The organism is Priestia sp. SRI_019, assembly GCF_057586255.1.
In genome coordinates this window covers 1,468,415-1,481,908 of the sequence record NZ_JBYCZN010000001.1, presented here as the reverse complement: position 1 = coordinate 1,481,908, position 13,494 = coordinate 1,468,415, and the positions used below count along the sequence as shown (strand labels likewise).

Below are 13,494 nucleotides of genomic sequence, written 5' to 3'. Positions count from 1 at the left end.
TTTTAATCATATAAAGAGCTGCGTCACAAGTCGAATATTCGCCTTATGACGCAGCCTTTTTTGGTTTCATGAGGTCTCTTTTAGCAATAGCTTCTGTCTTTTATATACATACCATTCCATTATTTAAGCAAATTACCTATCAAACCCTCTTATGCTTTTTTCATCAGTTCACATAATATATGTAGAAGATGTCATAAGACAAGCGTCAAACGATTTGTATCTAGAAAAAGGAGGAAGATAAATGAAATGCCCCATTGCGCTTATTCTAAGCCAGAAGGGGTAAAATTCTGCTTAAATTGCGGCCATGAAATCGTGAAACAGGACGAAAACTACAGCATATTCTACTTGTTTGCCCATCGTGTTGATAAAATTCCAAGAAATGAACGTTCAGTTGAACCTAAATTTCGAAATATATTCTCTCGAGTCTTCCGACAGCACAGTGAAATGGAAGCTGAACGGCTTTTTATTGTAGGAACAGGGCTTACGACTCCTAAAATAGAAGAATTTGTAAATACATAGCCAAAGCCTTGGCTTTTTGCAAGGGTCTTTCTTATTGAGCTTGTTGCATACTTAGGGCTATATCTAGGCGTAAGCTTGTTCGAAAACATCAACTTCATACCCGGTCTTATTGTAGTTGGTGCTTTTGCAGTGCCATTTACTACTCTCATTTTCTTTTGGGAAATGAACGCTCCGCAGAATATTGCTATTTACAAAATTGTTTATGTCGTTTTTATTGGCGGAATCCTTTCACTTTTATTAGCACTTGTGTTTTATGATATTCTTGGCAATAACACAAACGTGATCGTGATTGGGATATGTGAGGAACTGGCTAAAGTTATCGCGGTTATTTATTTTGTACGCGATCTTAAATATAGATATATCCTTAACGGTCTTCTCTTAGGAGCTGCAATAGGAGCTGGTTTTGCTGCTTTTGAAACCGATGGCTATGCTTTGCGAGCACTTCTTTCCGGGAGCTTTCACATGCTTTATTCTACAATACTCTGGCGCAGTATTTTTGCTCCTGGAGGACATGTGGCTTGGGCTGCCTTGACTGGAGCTGCCATCTGCATCGTGCAAGGAAATAAGAAATTTCAGTGGAGCATGTTGATTAAACCAAAATTTCTCGGTGTATTTTTGCTTGTCGTTTTTATGCACGCTCTTTGGGACTCACCTATACTAGGTATTTTTCCCGCTGGACATACGATTTTAACGGTTATATTACGGATTTTGGTATTCAGTATGATTCATATTGGGCTAAAAGAAATCGCGGATAAAAAGTTGGAGTTGACCTACTGCAACGAAAATCCTACACCCTCATAGGAAATGTTCAGCTTCCGTTTAGCTGCTCGTTTTAACTTTTTATTACCTTTATGTTTCATTTTGAAAATTGTTGTTACAAATTGTAAAAAACAGCATTTAAACTACCTGCACATGGTATGATAACCTCAATAACATGAAAGGGTGACTTGGTGGATGAACCTAACTGAAATTAAGCACATGACAGCAAATTTAGTAAATTATAGAGATAGCGACATTACTCATACTCTTGCCAATAGGTTTACACTAAGTTATTCAAAACAATTAAACAGTTTTCAAATCTGCGATATTGAAAACGATATTATTTATCGTTATGAAGAAGCAGAAACAACTGCGTTAGCTCTGTTTAACATGATCCATAATCTTCCCAATACCGTTTATAGACATACTAATTCGTTTGAACAAGTTTAAAGCAGGCAAAAAAGCTCATTTATTAACCAACATGAGCTTTTTTGCCGGTGTCTATCTATTTTAGTTATTTATAACCTTCTTCAAAAGAAGAATATCCTTTTTAATTGCCCGTCTAATTTCTTCAGCTTTACAGCGTTTGTATTCTTGTACTAAGCGATAGAGCTCTCGTTTAAATAAAAATTCATCTTGTTGACTACTCATAGCAGCATGCCCCTTATTAGCTTTCTATCACAAGTGATTAAAGAAAGTATTCCCTTTTCTTCTTATAAAAAACAATTAAATTAATACACAGAGGTAAAATAACCGGTTTATCCGGAGTTTATGCAAACGGCGAGATGTTCTTGCCTTTAGAGGAACGACAGCATTTAGCTTAGAAGCATAAAAAACATTGACTACTAGCTCTAAGTCAATGCTTTTTTATTTATTTTAGCTGTGTGTAATTAAAGTCGATTCAGGTACTTTTACGCGTTCATATCTCCTAAACCTGGAGCATGCTCATTGGGCATTTCAGGTAAATGAGGGACTGGAAAAGCTTCCGGTGGAGGTGTTACACTCAAGTCTCCGCCATTTCTGCTTGGCGTCTGCCCTTGGAATATTTCTCCCATTCGATGCGGATCTAACCTAAAATCAAATTGCGTGTTATGATACCCCATCTCGACAAATTTTCTGCATTCAGGGTATTTGTTAATATCATAATTTGGTACAGGGAATAGTTTTCCCCAGTCCACGCCTAATGTTTCAAGAGCTTTTGCAAACGCATTTTGATGAGCATTATCTCGAACAATTAAGAAACCTAGCGTTTCTCTTAACGTTTGGTTAGAACTCATTTCGTATATTCTTGTTTTTTGTAAAACACCGGTTGATTCTAATACGACGTTATTGAGCAAATCAGCCACTAGATTTCCGTGATTATAAACCCATGAGCCGTTCCATGGATTTCCGCCCGCATCCACTGGCAGTGAGCTTTGAGCGCCCATGATATAGTGATGAGGATTAGCATGTTTTACGGCTTCATCAAGAGGAGCCTGATCTGAACCTTGACTTCCTACCCCGGCTCCGCCAGATTCATCTAACAATGCATTAATGGTATTTTGAACGAGTTCTACGTGAGCTATTTCTTCTAAAAAAACACCTTTCATTAAATCGCGATACTGCGTCTCTTTTCCTCTGAAGTTAGAGCTTTGAAAGAAATATTGCATCATCGTCCGCATTTCACCAAACTGCCCGCCTAAGGCTTCTTGCAGTACCTTCGCCGCCGCTGGATCGGGCTTATCCGGTTTAATGCCATTGATTAATCCTTCTTTGTAATAATACATATCAAACACTCCTTTTATTAATATTGCTTGTTTTTTGAACTAACTTATGTAGATTTTTGTCCGCTATAGGTTTTTTCACTGTTTCTTTTCTTCTTAACATATTCTAGCGTGCCATCTTTCTCACATCTGCACATAACTACTGTTTCCATATGCGACCTTTTTATTCTGGGTAGCTAAAAGACACCTTCATTGAAACACGTGGATAACACCCTTTGTTATAAGCAAAAAAGCTGCTCGTAGCGGTCTTTTTACAGTCATGGAACCGTGAATACTTTGCATGCAAAAAAAAAGAGCTGGTCAAAACCAGCTCTTTTTTTCTATTACTTCTCTATCCCTGCTTTGATTTCTTTAATCATGCCAGCCATTGACTCAAGACCTCCTCCAGATAAATACCAAAGGCCTGGATCAAGATACACAACGTGATTGTTTTTCACCGCGTTGATTTCTTTTACATACTCATTTTCAACAATTTGTTTAGCGGAAGATTTTTCACCAATCGCTGCACCGCGGTCAACGACGAATAAGTAGTCTGGATTTTGCTTAACTAAATATTCGTATGAAATGCTTTGGCCGTGCTTAGCCGATGGATCTAGGCTGTCGTCTGCAGCCTTAATACCGAAGACATCGTGAATTAATCCATATTTAGAACCCGGACCAAACGCTGTCATTTTGCTATCATTCGCCATCATGACAAGCGCTTTTTTATCTAGTTTGTCCGCTTGTTTTTTCAAATCTGCAATTTGCTTGTCAATTGCTGCTAGCTCTTTTTTCGCTTGATCTTCTTTATCAAAAATTTGTCCTAGTACTTTCGTATTTTCTTTAAATGAATCCATGTAGTGCTGGGTGTCTGTATCAATATAAATCGTCGGCGCGATTTTTAAGAATTCATCAAATGAATCTGCTTGACGCCCTTGAATAATAATTAAGTCTGGCTTTAATTTTGCAATTTTTTCAAAATCAGGTTCTTTTAATCCACCTACATTCGCATACTTATCATCTTGATATTTTGATAAATACTCAGGAATCGCTTGTTTTGGCAAGCCCGCTACTTCAACCCCTAGTTTATCTAGTGTATCAAGTGCACCCATGCTGAATACTACAACTTTTTTAGGGTTTTTCTTAATTTTAATGCCGTCTTTATTGAACTGATCGGTTACTGTTACCGTCTCTTTTTGCTTACTTTCTCCACCTGTTGTTTCTTTTGCTCCTTGATTACCGCAAGCGGCTACAACAATCGCAGTTAAGACTGCTACAAACATTACTAACACTTTTTTCACTTTCGTCACCTCATGAATAAATTTTATGAAAAATACACGCAAATACGCTGGCCGCCAACCGTTTCGATTGGAATATCCATATCGTATATATCCTTTAATACAGACGTTTGAATGATGGTTTCTGTTGGGCCTTCACGGATTACTTCACCGTTTTTAAGCGCCACGATGTAATCCGAATAGACAGACGCAAAATTAATATCGTGAATAACAATCACAATCGTTTTGCCTAAGTCTTCTACAAGACGTTTCAACAGCTTCATAATTTCAACAGAATGCTTCATATCTAAGTTATTGAGCGGTTCATCTAAGAAGATATACTCCGTGTCCTGTGCGATGACCATAGCGATAAAAGCCCGCTGACACTGTCCCCCGCTCAGTTCATCCAAGTATTTATCTTGAATACCTTCAAGCTTCATGTAACTCAGCGCCTGATCAACCGCTTGTTCATCGCTTTTTGTTAACCGGCCTTTTGAATAAGGAAACCGGCCAAAATTTACGAGTTCACGTACGCTAAGCCTGATATTCAGCTGATTGGACTGTTTTAAAATACTCATTTTTTTGGCTAAATCTGAGCTGTCAATATTCTCTATATTTTTTCCTTCTATTGATATTGATCCTGAGTCGGCTTTAATGAGACGGCTCATAATTGAAAGCAGCGTACTTTTCCCCGCTCCGTTTGGGCCGATAAATGACGTGATTTTCCCTTTTGGAATCACGACGGATGTTTTTTCTAAGACGGTTTTTTCTCCGTATGTTTTACTGACATTTGTTACTTCTACCATGATTTATTCTCCTTTAGCAGCAAATAAATAAAGTAAATTCCGCCGGCAAAGTCAATGATGACGCTCAGCGTGGTGCTGAAGGTGAACACTTTTTCAACAATAAATTCTCCTCCGACGAGGGCTATAACACTAAGCAGCAGCGATCCCATCATTAAATAGGTGTGCTTGTACGTTTTGAACAGCTCTCTCGCAAGGTTCACAACAAGAAGTCCAAGAAAGGTGATCGGCCCAACTAACGCTGTAGCTACTGAGACAAAAATGGCGATCACAATCAGCATTTTTTTGACGAGCCCGTCATAATTAATCCCTAAATTTACCGCGTGTTCTCTTCCTAGCGACAGGACATCAAAAATGGACGTAAAGCGCCACACGTAAATACCCAGTAGAATAAAAATGACGGCTGCTATGTATAGCAAATCGGTATTAACATTGTTAAAGCTTGCAAATGATTTATCTTGTACAATTTGAAATTCATTCGGGTCAATCAGCATTTCCATAAATGAAGACATGCTTTTAAATAACGTGCCGAACACAATTCCAACCAGTAAAATAAAGAAAATATTCTTACCGGCTTTTTTGAACATCAGTATGTAAAGCAAGACCGAAAAGATAATCATCAGCGAAACGCAAAGAAGAAAGTTAAGATTTTTGTTCATGATGACAATATTCGTCGAGCCAAAGATGTACACAATAAACGTTTGCAGAAATAAATATAGTGAATCCAGTCCTAGAATACTAGGGGTTAGAATTCGATTATTAGTAATCGTTTGAAAGATAACGGATGAAAACGCAATGGCTCCTCCGGTTAAAACAATCGCAGCGACTTTTTCAATTCTTCGCGGCAGCGTGTACTGCCAGTAGCCTAAATCGTAGCTGATAAACAGGGCCACTGATAAAATGGCCAGCGCGGCGAGAATGATGATTTTATGTTTGTTATGCATAACGACCTCTCCTTATCAGCATAAAAAGAAAGATCGCACTTCCTATTACACCGACCATTAGCCCAATAGAGATTTCATAAGGGAAAATAATGACTCTGCCTAAAATATCGCACGCAAGTACGAACACAGCTCCAAGCAGCGCTGTATGAGGCAGACTTTTTCGCAAATGATCTCCACGGTAAATCGATACGATATTTGGGATGATTAATCCTAAAAAAGGCAGCATGCCGACGGTCAAAATCGTAATCGACGTAATAAGCGAAACAATGACTAATCCAATGTTTACGATTTGTTTGTATTTCACACCTAAATTGATTGAAAAGCTTTCTCCCATACCAGCAACCGTGAACTTATCTGCGTAAAGATAAGCAATTATTAAGAGCGGTATACTCAGGTATAAAAGTTCATATCTCCCTTTGACTACTAGAGAAAAGTCGCCTTGCAGCCATGAAGAAAGGTTTTGAATCAAATCGTATTTGTAAGCGATGAAGGTAGCTAGGGAACTTACGATACTGCCGAGCATTAAACCAACTAGTGGAATATAAATGGTATCGTTAAATTTAATTCTGTCTAGTATTCTCATAAACAATAGATTTCCCGCAAGTGAGAAAATGAAAGCAATGCCCATTTTTAATAGAGGACTTGCTGAAGCAAATACTAGTAGAGAAATCAACACACCAAGTCTTGCCCAGTCCATCGTTCCTGCCGTTGTTGGAGATACAAACTTATTTCGCGTAATTTGCTGCATAATTAATCCGCAAATACTAAGGCTCATTCCTGCCATAATAATACTCAAAAGCCTAGGAAAACGACTAAAAAACAGTGTTTGGCTTTCTTCTTTTGTTAAATGAAACAGATCCATTGCTGACAGATCTTGTACTCCTACAAAAAGAGACAAAATCGATAGTACAGCAAACACAAGAATTAACTGATAAAACTTCAACTTTCCTTGCTCCTTTCTTTCATCTAGAAGTCTAGTTATCTCCTCCTCTACATCATATGTAAATGATTATCATTATCAATTGACTTTCTTTATCATATCATTATTTTCTAAATAATCAATGGTTTTCTCAAAACTTAAGCAAAAAAATGCCTTAACAGATCCATCTGTTAAGGCATTTTAAGGTTCAATTAGACTTAAAAATAGATATTTCTCTCTTCATACATAAGAGATTGAAACAACTACATACATGAAATCTACGTTCACCATAACAACAAAAAAATCCGAACCATTAATAACTATTAATGGTTCGGATTTAACTTTAACCAACATACTTTTGTCGCAACCTCTTCGGAGCACAATTACATATATATGAAATATATGTTTATATTTGAAAGAAATCTACTTATTTTGCAAATACATGGTTTCCGATAACGGCCGTTACTTGCTGCGTTGCAACCCATTGGCTTTCAGCGATTTTCGGATTATAGAAAAACAGCGCATCGTTTTCATGCGGATTTGATAATGCTTCGCTTACCGCTCGTTTTGATTCTTCTGATGCAGGCTGATTAATTGCTCCGTTTGCTACTGGTGAAAATTGATATACGCCGTTTCCTAGCTGCTGATAAATAACGTCGTGAATGTTATTTGGGAATTCCGGTGAAGCTACACGGTTTAATACCACAATTGCTACCGCTACTTTTCCTTGGTACGGCTCACCTTTTGCTTCTGCCTCTACTAATCTAGCTAGTAAATCTTGATCTTGTGCAGAAACCGATGTAGACGGAGCAGTTTGTGCCGGCGCCGGTGCTTCTCCTTGAAGTTTTAACGTTTGTCCGATGGTAATGATATCACTTTGTAAACCGTTAACAGCTTTTAACTGATCCACAGTCATGCCGTTTTGTGTTGCAATATGATATAACGTTTCGCCTTGTGCTACTGTATGTACAGATGTTGCCGGACTAGCGGCAGGTTGTGCTTGTCCCTGGTCAGGAATCGTTAATGTTTCTCCAACGTAAATCATGTCGTTTTGGCGGTTATTAGCACCTTTCAGCTCATCTACCGTCACCCCATTTTGTTGGCCAAGCCCCCACAAGGTATCTCCTTTTACGACTTTGTGCGAAGCTGCTGCTGATGCTGTTCCTTGACTTGCTAGAAATGCTACAGACGCTGCAGAAGCAACTGCCCATTTTTTTACACGTTTTTTACTCACAAAAACTACCTCCTAAAATTTGAACCTGTTATTACCTTAGCACATAGATTCGCCTTTTCATTAAAAAAAACAGTAACATTTGTTCTAATTGGATTAAGTTTCTTACAGTGCCATTCATTATGTTACAACTTTTACATGACCCTTAAAGAATATGTAGAAATATGACGATTTCATTGCGAAACGAGCTTTTTATCTGTTTACTTACATTCCTCTTTCTGTAAAAAACTTGATTTAATTATGATTAATCGCCGAGATAAAAAGGAAAACAGCAGTCAAATAGAGAAATAGTGTAACTATTGAGGAATGATTCAGCGCTTCTTTGTCAATTTACGTTTGTTTATTAATAAAGGAGGTCTATTTGGATGTGTGCAAATAAAATGTATGTGACGTATAACACGGAGAAACCGGCTATTACAATTCAAGGAGCTTTTTATCATACGGGAGGAACGCAGGAAGAGTTTTTGCGGGAATTCAAGTACTGGCTTGAATCTCACGGCTGGTCATTTATGGGCGTAACAAATGAAACAACGATGACAACGGCGAACAAAGAGTTAAAAGAAACAATGGAACAGCATAAAATAGAAGGCAAAAAAGTTCAAAGACTAGAAGATTTATAACGATTGCTTCTATGACCCTTCACACATGTCCAAACGCCAATACGTAAAAAAGCCTTTAGATGAGCTAAAGGCTTTTTTACGTTAACGAGAAAGTGCGACCACCTTCTGATTTTCGACTCTCTCTTCGGTAGGCTTTCTCATTTCTTTTTCCGTCCATACGCCAATGCGTTTTTGTCTTTTCCCAAGAGGCTGTTTTTCACATGCATAGCAAATTTCTGAAATATCATCAAAATGAGCTAACGACATCTTTATCCCTCCTTTTCTAAATATACACAGGCAAGTTAGTATGCTTTTTCCCTTATTTTCCAAAGCTAAACGGCTTCATCTTATATTTAAACAATTTATAAACAAATGGAATAAATAGTTTCTACTTCATTATCATTTAGATTGTTTTATTTAGATATAGACGGGTAAACAAAAACTATCCCACCTCACACCCTGAAGTTTGAAACTGTCACGTAAAAAAGCTGCTTTCTATCCATTACATGTATAGAAAGCAGCTTTTTTATGTTTTTTTCTTTTACTAGCTGTAAAATCTAAGGATACTCTCAGAAAACGAACGGCTATACTTTTATTGATGCTTTCCTATTCCAAATACTTCTGCTACATGATTTTCTAATTTATGCTTGTAGTGATCAATGTTTGGATGTTTGACTACGTCATGAATAGAATAAGTTGGAAGTGGACTCATACCGACGTACTGATTCATTTTATGCAAATGCATAATGGCTTCGTCTAAACTTTTTCCTTCATAGAAAGCTTCGTCATTGTCGAAAATAGCTTCTGGCGCATTCCACGTGAGAGAAAACATGTATTTTTTCCCCGTTAATAAGCCGCCTCGCCCGTATTGATTGGAGCCTTTAAAGAAAATATTATCCATATACACGCGATCAATATATTGCTTAAACTTTCCGGGAATGCTGAACCAGTAAATAGGCGTCTGCATAATCACAACATCAGCCCACAGCCACTTTTCAATTTCTTCTTCTACTTCGTAGCCTTTATCAACCACCGTTGTTTTAATGTCAAATTGATCAGCGAGTAAATGCTGCATTTCGTTAAAAATCGTCTGATTTAACTCTCCTTTTGATTTTTTATAATACTCGTGTCCATTAATGATTAATACGTTTTTCATGCTGACCTGCTCCTTTCCAAAATCCTTGTTTCTTTATCTTCATATATCTGTATACCCATAAAAACTACTTACCTATCAGTACCTACTCTTACTTTGAAGTAACATAGGCACCTAGAAGTCCCTTTTTAAACACCCTTATGATTTCCTAAACAAAGAAAAAAACAAGGTCTAATTTACTAATTTCTTAGAAGATGTTTAACTCACATAAAGCAAATCGTTTTTTTAAATCAGTTCTTTTAACCCGATAAAAAAGGCTGGCGAATTAAATTCCGCCAGCCTTTTTCCCTTTTTTATTTCGGTTCGCCTACTTCATTTAACGGATAGTAGCGAAACTGCACTTTTCCGATAACTGATTTTTGTGGAATGAAGCCAAATGCTCGTCCATCATGACTTACAGGACGGTTGTCCCCCATTACAAAGAGTGAATTTTTCGGTACCTTCACTTTGCCATCAGCTGCAGGCAGCGTTTGAAGCGTAAAATCTTCCGTGAATTTTTCATTAGGTGCAAGAGATTTTTTAGATTCTTTTAAATACGGCTCTTTATAAGCTTTACCGTTAATATATAGAACGTCGTTTTTCATTTCTACCGTATCTCCTGGCAGTCCGATTACACGTTTAATATAATTTTCATCTGCATCCGGTGCATGAAATACAATCATATCAAAGCGATCAACATCACTGATTTTATTTAAAATAACGCGGTTTGAATCTTCAAACGTTGGATACATCGATTCACCGTGAACCGTAGTTGGCGCAAATAAAAAATGGCGAACTCCCACTACAATAACCAATGCAATAACAATGGACTTAATCCATGAGAACACTTCTTTTTTTACGTTATTTTTGCTCATCTCAAAACATCCCTTACGTCAAAATATACTTTCATCATAGCATCAAATAGAGGGAAAGTATAATAATAACCGAATAATCTTATTTATTGATCACCGTTTGTCACTGTGCCTTGATGGAAAAACAAACGCCACTTTTCTTCTCTTTTTCGCCAAATAGAACTGCGAAGCGTCTTTTTTTCTGCCGTATGGTTCATAAGATGATAGGTAGTTAATACGCAGTCAGGAGACAATACCTCTATATGAAAATGAGAGATTTCGAATACATCTGGCGAAAGTACATGATTGGTATTGTAATCTTTTCGTTTCCATACCCTGCCCGAGCTGCCAAACTCCACGTAATCATCTGCAAGAATGGTTGAAAGCTCTTTAGCAGAGGTTCGTACTTCTGATTTTAAGTGCATACATTCTAATTCATAAAATGTTTGAGTGATATTCGCTGTTTCCACTTTTACAGTCTCCTCTCATTCTTTCTTATATTCATTATAAAGGCATACTGCAGTTTTCACTTAAACAAATAACACTCCTATCTGAATAGATAGGAGTGTTATTTGTTTAGCTAACGCTATAGCCTTTTTTCTTACCTGCAATCCAATCGCTAATCATTTTCACGACAATTCCCATGACGAATACGGTAAGAAATGAATAAAACATCGACCAGTTCAGCAATTGGTACAAATACAGCGATTTGAATATCGGAATACCTATAAAAGCAATAACGGCAGACGTAACGATATGTGCGATAAAGAAAAATTTCCATTTGCTGAAAAATTGGTAGACGAGTGCGATACTTACCGGAATAATAGCAAAGTCAACTGTATTGAAGCGATCTGTAAACGGAAGCATCTGGTGAGGGTAGCACCACAGGTTAAAAAATTTCCCGAATTCATCTACTAAACCGACTATGTCAAAGCTGATAAAAAAAACGAGCAGCAGAAAAAGAGCGTTTATCACCACTATGAGCCACCATTGAACACTAAAAAGATCTTGATGAACCCAATAAGAAAATTCCTTTTCATTTAAGACTTGTTGCATCATTTTAATCATTTCAAACATTTCAAACATAGAAATCCCTCCTATCTTAGAAAGTCTTTCCATGAGGATTTCACTTCATACTAAAATAAAGCATCGCACACAGTGCTTTTGCACCTCCTCCTTCTTCAAAAGCAGATTGTCCCTATTTAGCGATTTCTATCTGTCTAGTAAAAATTTTTCGCAGGAGCTTTGCTTTTCATCTCAGAACCTATTGACTATTATTTTCATTTCATACAAAATTAACAATTGTGCATGGTTTACATGTTGATACAAGCAAAAAGATACTGTTTTGCAACATTAAAGGAGGAAGAACATGAACATCGGTACGATTAAAAGAGAAGCTAAAGCTTCTTTAAAGAATCGCTGGGGACTTGCGATTCTACTGACGGTGGTGACGTACGGAGTATATACACTTCTGCCTATTCCATTTGAAATTGTGGCAAGCGGCGGCTATGACAATTGGATGAAAGATGAATCTGATTCGTCGTCATGGATTTCAACTGCCTTTGCTATTGTCTTTTCGCCTCTTCTCATGGCGAACTACTGGGCATTTTTAGGTTTGGCGCGCGGTGAATCTGTCCAATTGGGACATTTGTTTAAAACATTCCAAGACTTCGGTCTCTATGTAAAGTCACTAGGAATTTATGTACTCATGACTCTTTATGTGATGCTGTGGTCACTGCTTTTACTGATTCCTGGAATTATCAAAGCACTGGCATATTCACAAACGTACTATATTTGTAAAGACAATCCTACTTACTCGATGAATCAAGCGATTACAGAAAGCCGCAGGTTGATGAATGGTTATAAAGGACAGTACTTCCTGCTGCTGCTAAGCTTTCTTGGCTGGTTTTTATTAAGTATTATTACAATAGGAATCGGCTTTTTATGGTCTATTCCATACCTTTCTGCTTCACTTGCCCGTTTTTATGAAAATTTGTTAAACGAACGCTCATCGCATGCTGAATAATAAAAAAATCCTCTTCATCGTGAAGGGGATTTTTTTATAAGAACACTGTTTGCATAAGTGAAGCTCTTATGTCATAAAGCTTACTAAGAGTATAGAAGAAAGGCAGGAGCTTATATGTATACTACAAGTGAAATTTGTCAGCAGTTTGGCCAGATTTTAAACGCTAAAAGCAAAGTTAGTCCAACAGGATGCTCAGTGTCGCTTAAAAGAAGCTTTCAAGCTCATGTTCAAGGGCGGAAAAGCAGCTCTGTCGTTCCTGTTGGTGTATCCTTTGAGGCGATAGACGGACAGGGAAACGCGTTAAACTTGGCTGAAATTGCTATTTTACAAGAAGAAATCCCTCGTTTTACAGAAGCTGCTGCGCGGCAAGGTCTTATCGTAAGCGCTTTGCATAACCATTGGCTTTTTACAGAACCGGTCCTTATGTATCTTCATATTCAATCTGTAGAGCCTCCTTTACATTTTGCGAAAAAAATGGCTTTTTGTTTTACAACGCTCAAGAGTCTTCCCGTTCCGACAAACGAATAATTTATTAAACGCGTCTCTCAGGTATATTAGAGAGGTGAGAGATGTTTTTTATACCTATAGATTACTAATATAGCTAAAGGAAACCGCCTTACCTTTTAAGTCATTAACAAAAGGGCGCTATGTATTTTTGAGAAGCTGCATAAAAACAAAACCCAGTACTTTCT

The 13,494-nt window shown here is 37.4% G+C and carries 18 protein-coding genes; 6 read left to right on the top strand and 12 right to left on the bottom strand.

Translation table 11 applies throughout. The annotated features are described in order from the left end of the window. Nucleotides 1-246: 246 nt before the first annotated feature. From AC2YJL_RS08020 to AC2YJL_RS08010, 3 genes are all read left to right on the top strand, one after another. The gene (locus tag AC2YJL_RS08020; RefSeq protein WP_487374700.1) at nt 247-519 is read left to right on the top strand and encodes a hypothetical protein; all 273 of its coding nucleotides are present in this window, start codon (nt 247-249) and stop codon (nt 517-519) included. 75 nt (nt 520-594) lie between these two features. Beyond that, a complete protein-coding gene (locus tag AC2YJL_RS08015) occupies nt 595-1,320 on the top strand; it encodes a PrsW family glutamic-type intramembrane protease (RefSeq protein ID WP_487374699.1) in 726 nt (241 codons plus the stop codon). 153 nt (nt 1,321-1,473) lie between these two features. After that, nucleotides 1,474-1,728, top strand: a complete 255-nt coding sequence (locus AC2YJL_RS08010; RefSeq protein ID WP_195696509.1) for a hypothetical protein — start codon at nt 1,474-1,476, stop codon at nt 1,726-1,728. A 60-nt stretch (nt 1,729-1,788) separates the two neighbouring features. On the opposite strand, the gene AC2YJL_RS08005 is transcribed toward AC2YJL_RS08010, so the two are convergent. From AC2YJL_RS08005 to AC2YJL_RS07975, 7 genes are all read right to left on the bottom strand, one after another. Beyond that, on the bottom strand, nt 1,789-1,929 hold the full coding sequence (locus AC2YJL_RS08005) for a hypothetical protein (protein WP_176343797.1): 141 nt from the start codon (nt 1,927-1,929) through the stop codon (nt 1,789-1,791). A gap of 260 nt (nt 1,930-2,189) precedes the next feature. Continuing rightward, entirely contained in the window at nt 2,190-3,044 is an 855-nt protein-coding gene (locus AC2YJL_RS08000; protein ID WP_230933067.1) for a manganese catalase family protein, read from the bottom strand. Nucleotides 3,045-3,364: 320 nt separating this feature from the next. Continuing rightward, nucleotides 3,365-4,321 (bottom strand): siderophore ABC transporter substrate-binding protein, encoded by a 957-nt coding sequence (locus AC2YJL_RS07995; RefSeq protein WP_487374698.1) that lies wholly within the window; start codon nt 4,319-4,321, stop codon nt 3,365-3,367. Nucleotides 4,322-4,344: 23 nt separating this feature from the next. Next, nucleotides 4,345-5,103 (bottom strand): iron ABC transporter ATP-binding protein, encoded by a 759-nt coding sequence (locus AC2YJL_RS07990; RefSeq protein WP_195696507.1) that lies wholly within the window; start codon nt 5,101-5,103, stop codon nt 4,345-4,347. Next, a complete protein-coding gene (locus AC2YJL_RS07985; protein ID WP_195696506.1) occupies nt 5,097-6,044 on the bottom strand; it encodes an iron chelate uptake ABC transporter family permease subunit in 948 nt (315 codons plus the stop codon). The genes AC2YJL_RS07990 and AC2YJL_RS07985 overlap by 7 nt, the downstream gene beginning before the upstream one ends. Continuing rightward, nucleotides 6,037-6,987, bottom strand: a complete 951-nt coding sequence (locus AC2YJL_RS07980; protein WP_050691534.1) for an ABC transporter permease — start codon at nt 6,985-6,987, stop codon at nt 6,037-6,039. The genes AC2YJL_RS07985 and AC2YJL_RS07980 overlap by 8 nt, the downstream gene beginning before the upstream one ends. Nucleotides 6,988-7,390: 403 nt before the next feature. Continuing rightward, nucleotides 7,391-8,197, bottom strand: coding sequence for a cell wall hydrolase (locus AC2YJL_RS07975; protein ID WP_013057892.1), 807 nt, complete (start codon nt 8,195-8,197; stop codon nt 7,391-7,393). A gap of 362 nt (nt 8,198-8,559) precedes the next feature. Here AC2YJL_RS07975 and AC2YJL_RS07970 point away from each other — a divergent pair, with 362 nt between their 5' ends. Continuing rightward, complete coding sequence (locus AC2YJL_RS07970; RefSeq protein WP_013057893.1) at nt 8,560-8,814, top strand: hypothetical protein; 255 nt, start codon at nt 8,560-8,562, stop codon at nt 8,812-8,814. 81 nt (nt 8,815-8,895) lie between these two features. Here the strand turns inward: AC2YJL_RS07970 and AC2YJL_RS07965 are convergent, their stop codons facing one another. The 5 genes from AC2YJL_RS07965 to AC2YJL_RS07945 form a co-directional block, all read right to left on the bottom strand. Further along, a complete protein-coding gene (locus AC2YJL_RS07965) occupies nt 8,896-9,060 on the bottom strand; it encodes a hypothetical protein (protein WP_162871488.1) in 165 nt (54 codons plus the stop codon). 325 nt (nt 9,061-9,385) lie between these two features. After that, nucleotides 9,386-9,949 carry an NAD(P)H-dependent oxidoreductase gene (locus AC2YJL_RS07960; RefSeq protein WP_487374697.1) on the bottom strand — a complete coding sequence of 188 codons (564 nt, stop codon included), beginning with the start codon at nt 9,947-9,949 and terminating at the stop codon, nt 9,386-9,388. A gap of 290 nt (nt 9,950-10,239) precedes the next feature. Next, on the bottom strand, nt 10,240-10,800 hold the full coding sequence (gene lepB, locus AC2YJL_RS07955; RefSeq protein ID WP_407818822.1) for a signal peptidase I: 561 nt from the start codon (nt 10,798-10,800) through the stop codon (nt 10,240-10,242). An 83-nt stretch (nt 10,801-10,883) separates the two neighbouring features. Next, complete coding sequence (locus AC2YJL_RS07950) at nt 10,884-11,246, bottom strand: nuclear transport factor 2 family protein (protein WP_230933069.1); 363 nt, start codon at nt 11,244-11,246, stop codon at nt 10,884-10,886. Between the two features lie 106 nt (nt 11,247-11,352). Continuing rightward, on the bottom strand, nt 11,353-11,862 hold the full coding sequence (locus AC2YJL_RS07945; protein ID WP_195696504.1) for a hypothetical protein: 510 nt from the start codon (nt 11,860-11,862) through the stop codon (nt 11,353-11,355). 283 nt (nt 11,863-12,145) lie between these two features. On the opposite strand from AC2YJL_RS07945, the gene AC2YJL_RS07940 reads away from it, so the two are divergent. Beyond that, entirely contained in the window at nt 12,146-12,802 is a 657-nt protein-coding gene (locus AC2YJL_RS07940) for a DUF975 family protein (RefSeq protein ID WP_195696503.1), read from the top strand. 114 nt (nt 12,803-12,916) lie between these two features. Further along, the gene (locus tag AC2YJL_RS07935) at nt 12,917-13,330 is read left to right on the top strand and encodes a DUF1259 domain-containing protein (protein ID WP_195696502.1); all 414 of its coding nucleotides are present in this window, start codon (nt 12,917-12,919) and stop codon (nt 13,328-13,330) included. The last annotated feature ends 164 nt before the right edge of the window (nt 13,331-13,494 follow it).